The 16,876-nt window shown below is 68.4% G+C and carries 13 protein-coding genes; 12 read left to right on the top strand and 1 reads right to left on the bottom strand.

Annotated elements, in window-relative coordinates; all coding sequences use genetic code 11:
• Positions 1-16: 16 nt before the first annotated feature.
• The 3 genes from HUN07_RS20670 to HUN07_RS20660 all read left to right on the top strand — a co-directional run bounded on the left by HUN07_RS20670 (position 17) and on the right by HUN07_RS20660 (position 3,054).
• A complete protein-coding gene (locus HUN07_RS20670) occupies positions 17-1,516 on the top strand; it encodes an aldehyde dehydrogenase family protein (protein WP_174912394.1) in 1,500 nt (499 codons plus the stop codon).
• A gap of 47 nt (positions 1,517-1,563) precedes the next feature.
• On the top strand, positions 1,564-2,676 hold the full coding sequence (locus tag HUN07_RS20665; RefSeq protein WP_174912391.1) for an NDMA-dependent alcohol dehydrogenase: 1,113 nt from the start codon (positions 1,564-1,566) through the stop codon (positions 2,674-2,676).
• A 117-nt stretch (positions 2,677-2,793) separates the two neighbouring features.
• Complete coding sequence (locus HUN07_RS20660; RefSeq protein ID WP_114718827.1) at positions 2,794-3,054, top strand: GlsB/YeaQ/YmgE family stress response membrane protein; 261 nt, start codon at positions 2,794-2,796, stop codon at positions 3,052-3,054.
• Positions 3,055-3,069: 15 nt separating this feature from the next.
• Here the strand turns inward: HUN07_RS20660 and HUN07_RS20655 are convergent, their stop codons facing one another.
• On the bottom strand, positions 3,070-3,702 hold the full coding sequence (locus HUN07_RS20655; protein ID WP_174912388.1) for an SACE_7040 family transcriptional regulator: 633 nt from the start codon (positions 3,700-3,702) through the stop codon (positions 3,070-3,072).
• A 118-nt stretch (positions 3,703-3,820) separates the two neighbouring features.
• On the opposite strand from HUN07_RS20655, the gene HUN07_RS20650 reads away from it, so the two are divergent.
• From HUN07_RS20650 to HUN07_RS20610, 9 genes are all read left to right on the top strand, one after another.
• Positions 3,821-5,392: a carboxyl transferase domain-containing protein gene (locus tag HUN07_RS20650; RefSeq protein WP_174912385.1), complete on the top strand. Its 1,572-nt coding sequence runs from the start codon at positions 3,821-3,823 to the stop codon at positions 5,390-5,392.
• Positions 5,393-5,400: 8 nt separating this feature from the next.
• Positions 5,401-7,446, top strand: a complete 2,046-nt coding sequence (locus tag HUN07_RS20645; protein ID WP_174912383.1) for an acetyl/propionyl/methylcrotonyl-CoA carboxylase subunit alpha — start codon at positions 5,401-5,403, stop codon at positions 7,444-7,446.
• On the top strand, positions 7,443-8,606 hold the full coding sequence (locus tag HUN07_RS20640) for an acyl-CoA dehydrogenase family protein (protein WP_114718831.1): 1,164 nt from the start codon (positions 7,443-7,445) through the stop codon (positions 8,604-8,606). Before HUN07_RS20645 ends, HUN07_RS20640 begins: the two co-directional genes overlap by 4 nt.
• A 38-nt stretch (positions 8,607-8,644) precedes the next feature.
• The gene (locus HUN07_RS20635; RefSeq protein WP_114718990.1) at positions 8,645-9,112 is read left to right on the top strand and encodes a MaoC family dehydratase; all 468 of its coding nucleotides are present in this window, start codon (positions 8,645-8,647) and stop codon (positions 9,110-9,112) included.
• The gene (locus HUN07_RS20630) at positions 9,109-9,963 is read left to right on the top strand and encodes an HpcH/HpaI aldolase/citrate lyase family protein (protein ID WP_174912380.1); all 855 of its coding nucleotides are present in this window, start codon (positions 9,109-9,111) and stop codon (positions 9,961-9,963) included. Before HUN07_RS20635 ends, HUN07_RS20630 begins: the two co-directional genes overlap by 4 nt.
• A 4-nt stretch (positions 9,964-9,967) precedes the next feature.
• Positions 9,968-11,923 carry an acetoacetate--CoA ligase gene (locus HUN07_RS20625; protein WP_174912377.1) on the top strand — a complete coding sequence of 652 codons (1,956 nt, stop codon included), beginning with the start codon at positions 9,968-9,970 and terminating at the stop codon, positions 11,921-11,923.
• A gap of 163 nt (positions 11,924-12,086) precedes the next feature.
• A complete protein-coding gene (locus tag HUN07_RS20620; protein WP_174912374.1) occupies positions 12,087-13,310 on the top strand; it encodes an ABC transporter substrate-binding protein in 1,224 nt (407 codons plus the stop codon).
• A 26-nt stretch (positions 13,311-13,336) separates the two neighbouring features.
• Positions 13,337-16,060, top strand: coding sequence for a branched-chain amino acid ABC transporter permease/ATP-binding protein (locus tag HUN07_RS20615; protein ID WP_174912371.1), 2,724 nt, complete (start codon positions 13,337-13,339; stop codon positions 16,058-16,060).
• Entirely contained in the window at positions 16,057-16,818 is a 762-nt protein-coding gene (locus tag HUN07_RS20610; RefSeq protein WP_174912369.1) for an ABC transporter ATP-binding protein, read from the top strand. Before HUN07_RS20615 ends, HUN07_RS20610 begins: the two co-directional genes overlap by 4 nt.
• Positions 16,819-16,876: the final 58 nt, after the last annotated feature.

The raw sequence follows: 16,876 nt of genomic DNA, 5'->3' as shown, positions 1-16,876 counted from the left end.
TTCAGGAGGTTCGAGCATGACTGTCGTTGCCGAGCAGGCGGTTTCACCGCGAGTTCGCGAGTTTCTCTCCGGCACCAAGCAGCTATACATCGGCGGCGAGTTCGTCGACGCGGCGTCGGGCCGCACGTTCGTGACGCACGATCCCGCGACTGGTGATCGCCTCGCCGATGTCGCGTACGGCGAGGCGGCCGACATCGACCGCGCCGTCCAGGCAGCGCGTCGCGCGTTCGACGAGGGGCCGTGGGCGTCGATGAAGCCCAACGAGCGGGAGCGGCTGATCTGGCGGGTGGGGGATCTGCTCACCGAACGGGCCTCCGAGTTCGGTCAGCTCGAGGCGCTCGACAACGGCAAGTCCGTCGCGATCGCGTCCGCCGTCGACGTCGCCTGGGCAGCGGACGTATTCCGCTACTACGCAGGCTGGGCCACCAAGATCGAGGGCAGCACGGTCAACGTGTCGATGCCGTTCGTACCCGGCGGCGAATTCCACGCGTACACGTTGCGCGAGCCCGTCGGGGTGTGCGGGCTGATCGTTCCGTGGAACTTCCCGCTGCTGATGGCGTCGTGGAAGCTCGCGCCCGCACTCGCCGCCGGCAATACCGTCATCCTCAAGCCCGCCGAGCAGACCCCGCTCACCGCGCTCATGCTGGCCGAGATCTTCGAGGAGGCCGGATTCCCGCCCGGCGTCGTCAACATCGTGCCCGGCTTCGGTGATGCCGGCGCCGCGCTGTCCGCGCACGACGACGTCGACAAGATCGCCTTCACCGGTTCCACGGAGGTGGGCAAGAAGATCGTCGACGCCGCCAGGGGCAACCTCAAGAAGGTCTCCCTCGAGCTCGGCGGCAAGAGCCCCAACATCGTGTTCGCCGATGCGGACTTCGATGCGGCCGTGGCGGGTTCGCTCAACGCCTGGCTGTTCAACCACGGTCAGTGCTGCGTCGCCGGCACCCGCCTGTACGTCGAGGACAGCATCTTCGAGCGTTTCACCGAGGCCGTCGCCGACGCCGCGAGCAAGGTCAAGATCGGTCCCGGGCTCGACCCCACCACCGAACTGGGGCCGCTCGTGTCGCAGGAACAGTTCGACCGCGTCACCGGCTACCTGCGCGACGGCCTCGCGGACGGCGCCCGCGCGCTGACCGGCGGCAAGCGCTGGGGCGAGACGGGCTACTTCGTCGAGCCGACCGTCCTGGTCGACGTCGAGCCCGATTTCAGTGTCGTCCGCGAGGAGATCTTCGGACCGGTCGTCGCGGCGATGCCGTTCGATGCGGACGAGGGCATCGTCACCGCCGCCAACGACTCCATCTACGGACTCGCCGCCGGAATCTGGACCCGGGACATCTCCAAGGCGCACCGCACCGCGCGCCGGCTGAAGGCGGGTTCGGTGTGGGTCAACCAGTACAACGGCTTCGACACCGCGATGCCGTTCGGCGGCTACAAGCAGTCCGGCTGGGGACGCGAACTGGGCGCGTCGGGCATCGACGCCTTCACCCAGACCAAGGCCGTCAACATCGCGCTCTGACGGCAGCAACCTCTCACAACGACACCGACATCGATCAAGGAGAACCCATGAAGACCAAGGCCGCCGTTCTGCTCGAGGCCGGAAAGCCGTTCGAGATCATGGAACTCGACCTGGACGGTCCCGGTCCCGGCGAGGTCCTGATCAAGTACACCGCCGCCGGACTGTGCCATTCGGACCTGCACCTCACCGACGGTGACCTGCCACCGCGCTATCCCATCGTGGGCGGGCACGAGGGCTCCGGCATCGTCGAGGAGGTCGGCCCCGGCGTCACCAAGGTCAAGCCCGGCGATCACGTGGTGTGCAGCTTCATCCCCAACTGCGGCACGTGCCGCTACTGCGCCACCGGGCGGCAGAACCTGTGCGACATGGGCGCGACGATCCTCGAGGGCTCGATGCCCGACGGCTCCTTCCGCTTCCATTCGGGCGGAAAGGACTTCGGCGCCATGTGCATGCTCGGCACGTTCGCCGAACGCGCCACCATCTCGCAGCACTCGGTCGTCAAGGTCGACGAGTGGCTGCCGCTCGAGACCGCCGTCCTCGTCGGGTGCGGTGTCCCGTCCGGATGGGGGACCGCGGTCTATGCGGGCGACGTCCGCGCCGGCGACATCGTCGTGATCTACGGCGTCGGTGGCCTGGGTATCAACGCGGTCCAGGGCGCGGTGCACTCCGGTGCCAAGTACGTGGTCGTGGTCGACCCGGTCGATTTCAAGCGCGAGACGGCACTGAAGTTCGGGGCGAGCCACGCATACGCGTCCGCGGCCGAGGCTGCCGAGAAGGTCAACGAGCTCAGCTGGGGGCAGGGCGCCGACGCCGCCCTGATCCTGGTCGGCACCGTCGACGAGGACGTCGTCTCCGCGGCGACCGCCGTGATCGGCAAGGGCGGCACCGTCGTCATCACCGGTCTCGCGGATCCGACGAAGCTCACCGTCCACGTCTCGGGCACCGATCTGACGCTCAACGAGAAGACGATCAAGGGCACGCTGTTCGGCTCCGCCAACCCGCAGTACGACATCGTCCGGCTGCTCCGCCTGTACGACGCCGGCCAGCTCGCGCTCGACGAACTGGTCACCACTCGCTACTCACTCGAAGATGTCAACCAGGGCTACCAGGACCTTCGGGACGGCAAGAACATCCGCGGCGTCATCATGCACGCGCCGTAGGGCGCGCTCACGCAACGATTTGTGCAATGCCCTGCCCTGGCTCGACGGAGGTCGTACCTTCGAGCCAGGGCGGGGGCGTGTTCCGCGCGTGGCGGGGGCGGACGGAAGGAGCCAGTCATGGGCGAGATCATCGGCACGATCATCTTCGGCGCAGTCATCGGTGTGCTGGCGCGGCTTGTTCTTCCTGGCAAGCAGCCGATGGGATGGATCATCACGGTGGTGATCGGCATCGCCGGAGCGCTCATCGGATACTGGCTGTGGGGTGCCCTGGGAGGCACCGACACACCCGGAATCGATTGGTGGCGTTGGGTGATCAGCATCGCCGCAGCGGCCGTGCTGGCCCTCGGCTACACGGCGATCGCCGCCCGGAGGAAGTAACAGGGCTCCGCGTTGCTACGCGGAATCCGCCAGCAGCGCGGCGAGTGCCATTCTCCGCAGCACGCCGCGCGTCGGGTCCCCGTTCGTCGCATCGACGGACGGGGATACCGCGCTGTACGGGGTGGAGTTGATCAGGCCGAACGTCGCGTGCGCGGCGATTCGGGCGCGGGTGGTGTCGAGTCCCGGATCGATCCTCCGCAGCACATCCACCCAGATCTCCACGTACCGGCGCTGGGTCTGGCGCACGCGGTGGCGGGCGTCGTCGGGCAGTGAGTGCAGGTCGCGATCCTGCACTCGGATCAGGTCCGGCTCGCCCAGCGCGAAGTCGAGATGGAAGTCGACGAGTTGCCCGAGCGCCTCGGCGGGGTCCGACACCCGATCCAGGACCGCGGTGCCGCCGGCCAGCAGTCGCTCGCTGATGTCGGTGAGCAACTCGACGAGCAACGCGTCCTTGTTGGGGAAGTGCCGATACACGGCGGGGCCGCTGATGCCCACCGCGGAGCCGAGGTCTTCGAGGCGAACCCCGGGGAAGCCGCGCTCGGCGATGAGCCGAGCGGCGGCGCGCAACAACTCTCGGCGACGGTCGGCTTTGGCCTGGCTGCGCCTGCTGGGGGCCGTCGGCCCCGCATCACGGTCGACGTCGGTCATCGGTCACATTTTCCTGTTCGTGTGATCTGGACAACTCAGTTAATCACGGATAACCTGATTTCAGTTATTCGGAATTAACCGAATCTCATCGTATCTATCGAACTGCGAGGACGGTGACGTGACAACCGCTCGAACCGCATCAACCACCTCCCATCGGGAACAGCACCTCGCCCTCGTGTCCGAGCTGCGCGACAAGCTGGCCGCGGCGGCGCTCGGTGGCAGCGAGAGGTCCCGTGAGCGCCACGTCGCTCGCGGCAAGCTGCTGCCGCGGGACCGGGTGGACGCCCTGCTCGATCCGGGCAGCCCGTTCCTCGAACTGGCTCCGCTCGCCGCGAACGGCATGTACGGCGACGAGTGCCCCGGCGCCGGTGTGATCGGAGGTGTCGGACGCATCTCCGGGCGTGAGTGCGTGATCGTCGCCAACGACGCGACGGTCAAGGGCGGCACCTACTACCCGATGACGGTCAAGAAGCACCTGCGGGCGCAGGAGATCGCGCTGCAGAACAACCTGCCGTGCATCTACCTCGTCGACTCCGGTGGCGCGTTCCTGCCGATGCAGGACGAGGTCTTCCCGGATCGCGAACACTTCGGCCGGATCTTCTACAACCAGGCGACCATGAGCGCCAAGGGGATTCCGCAGATCGCCGCAGTGCTCGGCTCGTGCACCGCGGGCGGCGCGTACGTCCCGGCCATGAGCGACGAGGCGGTGATCGTCCGCAACCAGGGCACGATCTTCCTCGGTGGTCCGCCGCTCGTGAAGGCCGCGACCGGCGAGGTGGTCACCGCGGAGGAGCTCGGCGGCGGCGACCTGCACTCCAAGGTCTCGGGCGTCACCGACCATCTCGCCGAGGACGACCGGGACGCGCTGCGAATCGTCCGCAACATCGTCGCGACGTTCGGTCCCCGTGCGCCGCGTCCGTGGGACGTCACGGAGACCGTGGCGCCCGCAGCGGACCAGAGCGAGCTGTACGACGTGGTGCCCACCGATCCGCGCACCCCGTACGACGTGCGCGAGGTCATCACCCGTCTGGTCGACGGCGCCCCTGCGGGCGGCACCGACTTCCAGGAGTTCAAGGCCGAGTACGGCAAGACCCTGGTCACCGGGTTCGCCCGGATCCACGGGCACCCCGTCGGCATCGTCGCCAACAACGGTGTGCTGTTCGCCGAGTCCGCCATGAAGGGCGCGCACTTCATCGAGCTGTGCGACAAGCGCAACATTCCGCTGCTGTTCCTGCAGAACATCACCGGATTCATGGTCGGACGCGAGTACGAGGCCGGCGGCATCGCCAAGCACGGCGCCAAGATGGTCACCGCCGTCGCGTGCGCGCGGGTGCCGAAACTGACGGTGGTGATCGGCGGTTCGTACGGCGCCGGCAACTACTCGATGTGCGGGCGCGCGTACTCGCCCCGCTTCCTGTGGATGTGGCCCAACGCCCGCATCTCGGTGATGGGCGGCGAGCAGGCCGCCTCGGTGCTCGGCGCCGTCGGGTCCGGGCGAGATTCGGGACGAGACCCCGACTCGATCAGGGCCCAGTACGAGGCGCAGGGCAACCCCTACTACTCGACGGCCCGACTGTGGGACGACGGCATCATCGACCCTGCGGACACCAGAACCGTTGTCGGGCTGGCCCTGTCGGCGTGCGCCAACGCGCCGCTCGAGCCGGTGTCCTACGGCGTCTTCCGGATGTGAGGACACACATGACTACTCAGTTCGACGCCGGCGGTGCCGGCACATTCGACACGATCCTGGTGGCCAACCGCGGCGAGATCGCGGTCCGGGTCATGCGTACGTTGCGGCAGCTGGGCATCCGCTCGGTCGCGGTCTACAGCGAGGCCGACGCCGACGCTCGCCACGTCCGTGAGGCGGATGTCGCGGTGCTGATCGGCCCCGCCGCGGCGCGCGAGAGCTACCTCGACATCGACCGGGTACTCGACGCCGCGAAGCGGACCGGTGCGCAGGCGATCCACCCCGGATACGGATTCCTTTCGGAGAACTCGGCATTCGCGGCCGCCTGCGACGCAGCGGGTATCGTTTTCCTGGGGCCGTCGGCGCGGGCCATCGAGGTGATGGGAGACAAGATCACCGCGAAGAACGCGGTGGCCGCGTTCGATGTCCCGGTCGTCCCGGGCATCGCGCGGCCGGGTCTGTCCGACGCCGACCTGATCGCGGCGGCCGACGACATCGGCTATCCGGTGCTCGTGAAGCCGTCCGCCGGCGGTGGCGGCAAGGGCATGCGGCTCGTCGAAGCCGCGGACGATCTTCCGTCCGCGCTCGCCAGTGCCCGCCGCGAGGCGGCGTCGGCGTTCGGCGACGACACCCTGTTCCTGGAACGGTTCGTGTTGCGCCCCCGGCACATCGAGGTCCAGATCCTGGCCGACAGCCACGGCAACGTCGTGCATCTCGGCGAGCGCGAGTGCAGTCTGCAACGCCGGCACCAGAAGGTGATCGAGGAGGCGCCGTCGCCGCTGCTCGACGCGCAGACCCGGGCACGGATCGGCACCGCGGCGTGCAACACCGCCCGCAGCGTCGACTACACCGGCGCCGGCACCGTCGAGTTCATCGTGTCCGCGGACCGGCCCGACGAGTTCTTCTTCATGGAGATGAACACCCGCCTGCAGGTGGAGCACCCGGTCACCGAGATGGTCACCGGCCTCGACCTGGTCGAGTGGCAGGTCCGGATCGCGGCGGGGGAGAAGTTGGCCCTGCACCAGGACGACATCACCCTCACCGGGCACGCGATCGAGGCCCGGATCTACGCGGAGGACCCCGGACGCGGCTTCCTGCCGACCGGCGGAACCGTGCTCGGTCTGCGCGAGCCCGACGGCATCGGGGTGCGCGTGGACTCGGGACTGCTCGCGGGCACCACGGTCGGCAGCGACTACGACCCCATGCTGGCGAAGGTGATCGCGCACGGCGCCGATCGCGGCGAGGCGTTGCGCCGACTCGACCGTGCGCTCGCCGACACCGCAGTGCTCGGTGTCGGCACCAACGTCGACTTCCTGCGGTTCCTGCTCGCCGACGACGACGTCCGCGCCGGACACCTCGACACGGGGCTGCTGGATCGCCGCGTCGTCGGCTACGGAGTACCGGATCCCGACGACGAGGTCCTCTTCGCTGCGGCCGCCTACCGCTGGCTCGGGCTGTGGGCCGACGGATCCGGCGCCGACCCGTGGGACGCACCCACCGGCTGGAGGGTCGGCGGACCGCATCCGCTCTCGTTCCGGCTTCGCTCGGGCGCCCGGATCGACCACGTCCTGATCACCGGCACGCCCGACGATGCCCGGATCCGCATCGAACACGGTGAGGACCACACGCTCGCAGCACGACTCGACGGCGATGTGCTCACGGTCGTCTCCGACGGGCGCTGCGATACCTATCGGGTCGCCGACGAGGACGGCACGCTGTGGCTCGCCGGCGCCGATGCGACATGGGTGGTCTCGCAGATCCGCGAGGCGAGTGTCCGCGGCGCGGATGCCCACACCGGTGACGCCGAACTGACCAGCCCCATGCCGGGGACCGTGATCGCGGTCGCCGTCGCGACCGGCGACACCGTCTCCGCCGGGACCGCGGTCGTCGTCGTCGAGGCCATGAAGATGGAACACACCCTCACCGCACCGATCGACGGCGTCACGGAGGTTCTCGTCGCCGTCGGCGACCAGGTGAAGGTCGATCAACTGCTGGCGCGAATCAGCCCGGCACGCACTGAAACACCCGAACTCGCAACGGAGGAAGACGCGTCATGACCGACTACCTGTCCACCGGATCGCTGCCCGACGAGTACCAGCAGCTCGCGAAGACCGTCCGGGACTTCGCACAGAACGTGGTGGCCCCGGTGTCCGCCGAACACGATGCCAACCACACGTTCCCGTACGAGGTGGTCGACGGCATGGCCGACATGGGCCTGTTCGGTCTGCCGTTCCCCGAGGAGTACGGCGGCATGGGCGGCGACTACTTCGCCCTGTGCCTCGCGCTCGAGGAACTCGGCAAGGTCGACCAGTCCGTCGCGATCACCCTCGAAGCCGGTGTGTCGCTCGGTGCGATGCCGGTGTACCGCTTCGGCAACGAGGCGCAGAAGCAGGAATGGCTGCCGCAGCTCACGAGCGGCAAGTCCCTCGCCGCGTTCGGGCTCACCGAGCCGGGGGCAGGCAGTGATGCCGGCGGGACCAGGACCACCGCGAAAATGGACGGTGGCGACTGGATCATCAACGGCAACAAGCAGTTCATCACCAACTCCGGCACCGACATCACCAAGCTGGTGACGGTCACCGCGGTCACCGGGACCAAGGAGAACGGCGCCAAGGAGATCTCCACGATCCTGGTACCGACGTCGACGCCCGGCTTCACCGCCGAGCCCGCGTACAACAAGGTCGGCTGGAACGCCTCCGACACGCACCCGCTGACCTTCCAGGACGTGCGGGTACCGCAGGAGAATCTGTTGGGCGAACGCGGCCGTGGCTACGCGAACTTCCTGCGCATCCTCGACGAGGGCCGCATCGCGATCGCGGCTCTGTCGGTCGGAGCCGCGCAGGGCTGCGTCGACGAATCGGTCAAGTACGCCAAGGAGCGCGAGGCGTTCGGCCGGCCGATCGGCGCCAACCAGGCCATCGCCTTCAAGATCGCCCGCATGGAGGCGCGCGCCCACGTCGCCCGGACCGCGTATTACGACGCCGCGGCACTCATGCTGTCGGGCAAGCCGTTCAAGAAGCAGGCGTCGATCGCGAAGCTGATCGCGAGCGAGGCCGCGATGGACAATGCGCGCGATGCCACCCAGATCTTCGGTGGATACGGTTTCATGAACGAGTACCCGGTGGCCCGCCACTACCGAGACAGCAAGATCCTCGAGATCGGTGAGGGCACCACCGAGGTGCAGTTGATGCTGATCGCGCGCGAGCTGGGGGTGTGACGGGTGGGGAGGATACGGGAGGGAGCGGCACAGTGACGATGCGCAAGATCGTCCAACGCGGGCTGTGGTTCGAGGAGTTCGAGACCGGAGTCGTCTACGCGCACCGCCCCGGGCGCACCATCACCGAGGCCGACAACGTCCTGTTCACCACGCTGACCATGAACACGCAGGCTCTGCACCTCGATGCCGCGTTCGCCGCCGAGACCCAGTTCGGTGAGCGGCTGGTCAACTCGATGTTCACACTGTCCACGTTGGTCGGGCTGTCGGTGACGCAGTTGACGCAGGGGACCATCGTCGCGAACCTCGGATTCTCCGAGATCGCGTTCCCCAAGCCGCTGTTCCACGGCGACACGCTCTACGCCGAGACCGTCGTCACCGATCTACGCGAGTCCCGCAGCAGACCGGGGGAGGGCATCGTGACGTTCGAGCACACCGGACGCAATCAGCACGGTGACGTCGTCGCCACCGCGATCCGCAAGACGCTCGTGCGGAAGAAGCCGGCATGAACGGCGATCCGCTCGACCTCTGGGCCGGTGCGGTCCCCGGTCCGGCGTGGCTGTTCTGCCCGGCCGACCGTCCCGAGAGGTTCGCCAAGGCGGCCGATGCCGCCGACGTCGTGATCCTCGATCTCGAGGACGGGGTGGCCCCTGCCGACAAGGAGACTGCGCGCCGCGCGCTGGTGGACGTACCGCTCGATCCCGCGCGGACCGTGGTGCGCGTCAATGCGCACGGCACCGACGACTACGCACGCGACTGCGCGGTCCTCGATCGCACGCCCTACACCGCGGTGATGCTGCCCAAGTGTGAAACCGTGGACCAGGTACTCGATCTCGCACCGCTGTCGGTGGTCGTGCTGATCGAGTCGCCGTTGGGTGCATTGGCGGTGCCGCAGACCGTGCAGGCCGCGAACGCCGTGGGCGTGATGTGGGGCGCCGAGGACCTGGTCGCAGGTCTCGGCGGGGCGTCGAGCCGCAAGCCCGACGGCAGCTACCGCGATATCGCGCGGCACGTGCGGTCCACGGCGCTGCTCGCGGCGAAGGCGTACGGGCGGTTCGCGCTGGACTCGGTGTTCCTCGACATCCCCGACCTGGACGGGCTCGCGGACGAGTGCGACGACGCGGTCGCCGTCGGGTTCGACGGCAAGGTCGCGATCCACCCCCGACAGCTCGACATCATCCGCCACGCGTATGCGCCCACGTCGGAGCAGTTGGGTTGGGCCGAACAGGTTCTCGCGGCCGCATCCCGCGAGCGGGGTGTGTTCACCTTCGAGGGTCGCATGGTCGATGCGCCCGTCCTGCGGCATGCGGAGGAGATCGTGCGAAGGTCCGGTATCGCCCGCGCCGGCGGAGAAGAGTGAACGCATGACGAGCGAGCAGGTGCGACCCCGACCGCAGTGGGTGCCGACCGACGCCGACATCGAGAAGGCGCGGATCACCGACTTCGCCCGGTGGGTGGAGCGGCGCACCGGGCTCTCGCTGCCGGACTACGCCGCGTTGTGGCAGTGGTCGGTGGACCACATCGGCGACTTCTGGCAGGCGGTGTGGGACTACTTCGAGGTGCGGTCCATCACCGATCCGGGTCCGGCGCTGGCGAACGATGCGATGCCCGGCGCGGTGTGGTTCCCGGACGCCCGGCTCAACTACGTCGACCACGTGACCCGGAGCGCCCGCACCGATCGGCCCGCCGTCGTCTACGAGGCCGAGGACGGCCATCCGGTGGTCCTGAGCTGGGCGGAGCTGCTCCGGCAGGCGGGCGCGCTCGCGGCCACCCTGCGATCGCTCGGCGTCGGTGAGGGCGATCGGGTGGTGGGCTACCTGCCGAACGTGCCCGAGGCGGTCGTGGCGTTTCTCGCGACCGCCGGCCTGGGTGCGGTGTGGGCCGCATGCGGTCAGGACTACTCGGCGCCCGCCGCGCTCGACAGGCTCGGCCAGCTCGAGCCCAAGGTGCTGATCGCCGCCGACGGCTACCGCTTCGGTGGCCGGACCCACCCGCGGCACGAGGAGATCGCACACCTGCGCGGCAGCATGCCCTCGCTCGTCGGCACCGTTCTGGTGCCGAAGCTCGGCACCGAACCGGTGACCGACGCGATCGCGTGGGCGGACGCCACCGCGGGCGACGCGCCGCTCGAGCCGGTGCCGGTACCGTTCGATCACCCGCTGTGGGTGGTGTTCTCCTCGGGCACCACGGGTCTGCCCAAGGGCATCGTGCACGGCCACGGCGGCGTTCTCCTCGAACACGTCAAATCCCTTGCGCTGCAGATGGACATCGGGACCGACGACACGTTCCTGTGGTACACCAGCCCGAGTTGGATGATGTGGAACTTCCAGGTCGCCGGCCTGCTGGTCGGCGCCACGATCGTCTGCTACGACGGCAGTCCCGGCTATCCCGACACGGACTCGTTGTGGGCGCTGGCCGCCCGGCACCGGGTCACCGTGCTCGGCACCAGCCCCGGCTACGTGCTGGCTTGCTCGAAGGCCGGCGTCGTCCCGCGCCGCGACCACGACCTGAGCGCGCTCCGCGCAGTCGGGATCACCGGGTCGACGCTGCCGGCGTCGTCGTCGACATGGTTGGCAGACAACGTCGGTGAGTCGGTTCCGGTCTTCTCGATCACCGGTGGCACCGATGTCGTGTCCGCCTTCATCGGCGGGGCCCGCACGGTGCCGGTGTGGCCCGGCGAGCTGTCCGCGCCGTGTCTGGGTGTCGCGCTCGATGCCTTCGGGCCGGACGGGCATTCGGTCCGCGGAGACGTGGGAGAGCTGGTCGTCACTGCGCCGATGCCCTCGATGCCGGTCAGATTCTGGAACGATCCCGACGGAAAGCGTTATCGCGAGGCGTATTTCGACGACTTTCCCGGGGTCTGGCGGCACGGCGACTGGATCACCGTCACCGAGCGCGGCAGTGTCGAGATGCACGGACGATCCGACTCCACTCTCAACCGCAACGGCATCAGGATGGGTAGCGCCGACATCTACCAGGCTGTCGAACGGCTGCCCGAGATCGTCGAGGCGCTCGTCATCGGAGCCGAGCAACCGGACGGCGGGTACTGGATGCCGCTGTTCGTGGTGCTCGCGGACGGGGCGGTGCTCGACGCCGATCTCGAGGATCGCATCAAGTCCGTCATCCGTGAGCAGGCATCGCCGCGGCACGTCCCGGACGAGGTCATCGCGGCACCCGGGGTTCCGCACACCCGTACCGGGAAGAAGCTCGAGGTCCCGATCAAACGGATGTTCCAGGGTGCCGATGCTGCCCGGATCATGGATCGGAGCGCCATCGACGCCCCGGAACTCATCGATTGGTACCTCGCCCAGAAGCGGTGACGACCGCTGACGAGGCATTTCGAAGCACTACGCAACGAAAATCGCGAACTTCGCAAAAACCTGCATTCCGTTCCCATACGCTGCTGCCGAGGTCGGGCGGGAGTGCAGGACACGGCTCCCGGGAATAACGAGATGTAGCTGCCCCATACGCAAAGGACGCGCCGTGAACCTGAAGAAATTTACTCCCGCAATCGCCGCTATTGCCGCCGCCGGTCTGCTCGCCTCGGGCTGCAGCAGCAACGACAGCGGTGCGGACCCGGCCGAGAACGCAGCCACCGGGGCGCCGATCAAGGTCGGTCAGATCATTCCCATCGAGGCGCCGGGGCTCGCATCCATCAACTCTGCCGAGGGCGCGATCGCCTCGGTCGACGCGTTCAACGCCCGCGGCGGCGTGAACGGACGCCCGCTCGAACTGGTGCAGTGCGACTCCATGGGGGATCCCAACAAGGAGGTCGACTGCGCGAACAAGATGATCACGGAGGGTGTCGTCGCGACGATCGCGGACTTCACGCCCGCCAACAACGAGGGCACGTCCCAGGTCCTGCAGAACGCGGGAATCCCGCGAATCGGGTTGAACCCGCTGAACATCTCGGACTTCTCCGCCACGAACGTGTTCACCCCGTTCTCCGGCTCGCTGCTCAACCTGTACGGGATGATCGACATCCTGGTGGCCGACGGCAAGACCAAGCTCACCCTCATGCGCCCCGACGTCCCGGTCGCCGCGATGCTGATCCAGCTGCTCGGCCCGGCCGTGCAGGCGAAGGGCGCCGAGATCGTCAACGAGGTTGCGGTGGGCGCGGGCGCGACCGACTACACCCAGTTCATCGCCGCCGCCGAGCGCAACGGAGCGCAGGGCGTGATCATGGCGCTGGGCCCGACCGAGGCCAACCCGATCGCCCAGTCGTTCGAGCAGCTCGGGTCGAAGCTGAGCTTCGCGCTGGGATCGGTCGGGTTCTCCCAGGCCGACTTGCAGGACCTGGGGACCTTCGCGACCTCCTCGAAGTACACCGGCGTGGTTCCCGCGCCCTCGTCGAGCACCGACGACTTCCCGGGACTGAAGGACTTCCTGGCGGACATGGAGAAGTCCGGCAAGAAGGAGCTCGAGCTGGAGAACCTCACCGGCGACGAGATGAACCCGTGGCTGGCGGTGCGCGCGTTCGGTGAGGTCGCGAACGGGTTGACGGACATCAACAAGAGCACGGTCCAGATGGGATTCGAGAACGCCAAGGATCTCGACATGGCCGGCCTGGTCCCGGCCTGGACACCGGGTGCGGTCGAGCCGTTCGGGATCTTCCAGCGCGTCTCGAACACGATGATGTACCGGATGACGTTCGACGGCGACGTGGTGGTCACTGATCCGACGCAGTACGACCTGCGCACCTCCTGACCCGAGCACACCCTGGAGTTTGACGAATGACTGAGTTACTGCAGTTCGCGATCCTGGGCCTGGGAGCGGGCTCCGCCTACGCGCTCCTTGCGCACGGCATCGTGCTGGTCTACCGCGGCTCCGGGGTGGTGAACTTCGCGCAGGGCGCGATAGCCATGGTGGCCGCCTATGTGTGTCTGGAAACCTTGCAGCGCGAACATGATTGGGCGCTGCTGCCGGCATTCGTCGTGGCGGTCGTGGTTGCCGCACTGATCGGACTGGCGTTCCAGCTGCTGGTGTTGCGCTGGTTGATGAACGCTGCGCCGATCGTCCGGCTGGCCGCCACTCTCGGCCTGATGGTGCTCCTGCAGGCGGGGGTGCAGCAGTACTACGGGGCCAAGTCGATCCGGGTGCGAGCCTTCCTGCCCGACGACGCCTATCACTGGGGAAGCATTGTGGTGCAGCAGGATCGGCTGATCCTGCTGGGGATCGCGGTGGGAATGACTGCCGTGCTCTGGGGGCTGGCCCGGTTCACCCGGGTCGGTCTCGCCATCACCGCGGCGGCCGAGAACGAGCGCGCTGCCGCCGCACTCGGTTGGTCGCCCCAGCGGCTGGCCGCGCTGACGTGGACCGTCGGCGGTGCACTGGCCGGCACCGCCGGCATCCTGGTGGCACCGTTGACGGGACTCACCCCGTCGGCGTTCGTCGTGATCGTCACCGTCTCGGCGCTGGCGGCTGCGCTGCTCGGCAACTTCCGCTCGTTCCCGCTCACCCTGCTCGGCGGGCTGTTGCTCGGTGTGGGTGAGAGCGTGGTCGTCCTGTACCAGGACGACCTGCGGGATCTACTCGGGATGGAGACACTCACCGGCATCAACCGGGCAGTGCCGTTCCTGGTCATCCTCATCGTGCTGGTGGTGCGGGGGAAGGGGCTGCCGCTACGCAGCCACGTCTCGGAGCGGCTGCCCCGACTCGGCTCCGGGGAGATCCGTTGGGTGGGTGTCGTTCTCGCAGTGGTCGCGGCGGGCGTCGTCATCGCGATCGGCGGCGATTGGCTGCGGTCGCTGACGCTGACCCTGGCTGCCGCGGTCTTCCTGCTCTCGATCGTGGTGCTGACCGGTTTCGCCGGTCAGCTCTCGCTCGCCCAGTACACCGTCGGCGGGTTGGGTGCGCTGCTCGCCGCGCGACTCGTCGGCCAGGCCGGCTGGCCGCTGATCCCGGCGGCGATAGTCAGCGTGGTCGCCGTCATCGCCTTCGGCGTGCTGTTCGCGCTGCCCGCGCTGCGGACCCGGGGCGTGAACCTGGCGGTGGTCACCCTGGGGCTCGGGTTCACGGTCCAGGAGATGGTGTTCAACAACCCGACCCTCACCGGCGACAAGCTCGAGGGTTCGGTCAAGATCTCCGAGCTGAACCTGTTCGGGCTGGAGGTGACCGCTTCGCGTTACCCCGAACGGTGGGCACTGCTGTGTCTCGTCGCGCTGGTCGTGTGCGGCCTGATGGTGGCGAATCTGCGTCGCTCGCGTACCGGCCGGCGGCTCATCGCGGTGCGCACCAACGAGCGGGCCGCGGCCTCGCTCGGGATCAGCGTGTTCGCGGTCAAGATCTATGCCTTCGCTCTCGCAGCGGGGTTGGCCGCGGTGGCGGGAATTCTTCTCGGCCTGCGCAACACCGCCGTCACCTACCTCGAGTTCAACGTGTTCGCCTCGATCAACGCGGTGGTCCAGTCGGTGATCGGCGGGCTCGGGTTCGTGGTGGGCAGCGTCATCGGCGCGCTGATGGCGCCCGGGGCACTCGTCAGTCGCCTGGTGGACGGTCTGGCCATCGCCAGCCTGCTCGCGGGAGTGATCCTCATCGTCACCCTGCTCACCAACCAGAACGGAATCGCGGACGTGGTCTCCCGTCAACTCCGGGCGATCGGCAGGCTCCCCGGGCTTGGCGCATTGCGGCCGCGGGACACGCGGCGGGTTCACGAACTCTCGGACGAACTGCCGTCCAGCACCGTCGCACCGACACCGCTGTCGGTTCGCGGGCTGACGGTGCGGTTCGGCGGCGTCACCGCCGTGGACGGGGTCGACCTCGATGTCGCGCCCGGACAGGTCGTGGGTCTGATCGGGCCGAACGGGGCCGGCAAGACCACCGTGATCGACGCGATCACCGGATTCGTCAGTCCCGCGGCGGGACAGCTGACGCTGGGGGACCACGACATCACCGGCTGGTCGACGGCACGGCGGTCCAAGGGCGGACTCCGTCGCTCCTTCCAGTCGCTGGAACTGTTCGAGGACGTCACGGTCGGCGAGAACATCCACGCGGGTGCCGACGAGGCCACCTGGAGTACGTGGTTCACCGATCTGATCCGCCCGGGTCGCCATCCACTCTCACCCAGTGCGTCGACCGTCGTGCGCGACTTCGAACTCGAGGACGACCTGGGCGCACTGCCGGGTGAACTGTCGTACGGGCGGCGCCGGCTGGTGGGTATCGCCAGAGCCGTCGCGTCCGCGCCGTCCGTCATCCTCCTCGACGAGCCCGCTGCCGGTCTGGACGACGCCGAGAGCCGTGAGCTCGCTGTGGCCATCCGGCATCTGGCGGTGCAGCGCGGGGCGGGGGTGCTTCTCGTCGAGCACGACATGGGTCTGGTGATGTCCACCTGCGACCGGATCGTGGTGCTCGAGGCAGGCCGGGTGATCGCCGCCGGCACGCCGGACGAGATCTCCGCCAGCGCGGCGGTCCGCGATGCATACCTGGGTACCGACGACGAGACGGAGGCGGCACGATGACCGTGACCACCACGAGCGAGAAGGCCGTGGCGTCCGACACGGTGCTGGAATGCCGAGGCCTGAGTGCCGGCTACGCCGGCGCCGTGGTCTGCCGCGACCTCGACATCACCGTGCGCTCCGGCGAGGTCGTGGCGCTCATCGGCGCCAACGGGGCGGGCAAGTCCACGACGATGTTGACGGTGGCGGGGGAGCTGGCGCCGATCTCGGGCTCACTGTCCGTGCTCGGCTCGGAGCGGCGCACGTCGTTGTCGGCCCTGGCACGGCGTGGGCTGAGCTACGTCACCGAGGAGCGATCGGTGATCATGGGCCTGACCGCCGCCGAGAACCTCCGGTTGGCAGGCGTCTCGGCCGACGACGCGTGTGCGGTGTTCCCGGAGCTACGGGCGCTGCTCCGGCGGCCCGCCGGACTGATGTCCGGTGGCGAGCAGCAGATGCTCACACTGGCCCGGGCGTTGGCGCGGAACCCCAAACTGCTGCTGGCGGACGAGCTGTCACTGGGCCTGGCGCCGCAGATCGTGCAACGCCTGCTCGCGGTGGTGCGGTCCGCGGCCGACGAACGCGGTGTCGGTGTCCTGCTGGTCGAACAGCACGTCCGCCAGGTGCTGACCGTCGCGGACAGGGTGTATGTGATGCGGCGCGGCCAGGTGATGCTCGAGGGGACGGCCGCCGAGATCGGCGCCGATCTGGACGCGGTGCAGCGGGCCTACCTGTCGGGTGGGGGAGACACCGGCAGCGCCGGTACCGGCCAAATCGGTTAACAGTTGTACCCTTGGTCGTTCGTCGGGCCTGTTCAGACGGGCTTCGATTCAACGGAGT

This window comes from Rhodococcus sp. W8901, from assembly GCF_013348805.1.
Classification (GTDB): Bacteria; Actinomycetota; Actinomycetes; order Mycobacteriales; family Mycobacteriaceae; genus Prescottella.
The sequence above is the reverse complement of the archived record's forward strand: the minus strand, read 5'-3'. Positions and strand labels throughout refer to the sequence as shown.

Excerpts from the sequence above, each read along its gene's own strand:
- HUN07_RS20645 (WP_174912383.1), top strand. The coding sequence starts at position 5,401 with ATGACTACTCAGTTCGACGCCGGCGGTGCCGGCACATTCGACACGATC.
- HUN07_RS20660 (WP_114718827.1), top strand. The coding sequence starts at position 2,794 with ATGGGCGAGATCATCGGCACGATCATCTTCGGCGCAGTCATCGGTGTG.
- HUN07_RS20665 (WP_174912391.1), top strand. The coding sequence starts at position 1,564 with ATGAAGACCAAGGCCGCCGTTCTGCTCGAGGCCGGAAAGCCGTTCGAG.
- HUN07_RS20610 (WP_174912369.1), top strand. The coding sequence starts at position 16,057 with ATGACCGTGACCACCACGAGCGAGAAGGCCGTGGCGTCCGACACGGTG.
- HUN07_RS20615 (WP_174912371.1), top strand. The coding sequence starts at position 13,337 with ATGACTGAGTTACTGCAGTTCGCGATCCTGGGCCTGGGAGCGGGCTCC.
- HUN07_RS20635 (WP_114718990.1), top strand. The coding sequence starts at position 8,645 with ATGCGCAAGATCGTCCAACGCGGGCTGTGGTTCGAGGAGTTCGAGACC.
- HUN07_RS20625 (WP_174912377.1), top strand. The coding sequence starts at position 9,968 with ATGACGAGCGAGCAGGTGCGACCCCGACCGCAGTGGGTGCCGACCGAC.
- HUN07_RS20640 (WP_114718831.1), top strand. The coding sequence starts at position 7,443 with ATGACCGACTACCTGTCCACCGGATCGCTGCCCGACGAGTACCAGCAG.
- HUN07_RS20655 (WP_174912388.1), bottom strand. The coding sequence starts at position 3,702 with ATGACCGACGTCGACCGTGATGCGGGGCCGACGGCCCCCAGCAGGCGC.
- HUN07_RS20630 (WP_174912380.1), top strand. The coding sequence starts at position 9,109 with ATGAACGGCGATCCGCTCGACCTCTGGGCCGGTGCGGTCCCCGGTCCG.
- HUN07_RS20670 (WP_174912394.1), top strand. The coding sequence starts at position 17 with ATGACTGTCGTTGCCGAGCAGGCGGTTTCACCGCGAGTTCGCGAGTTT.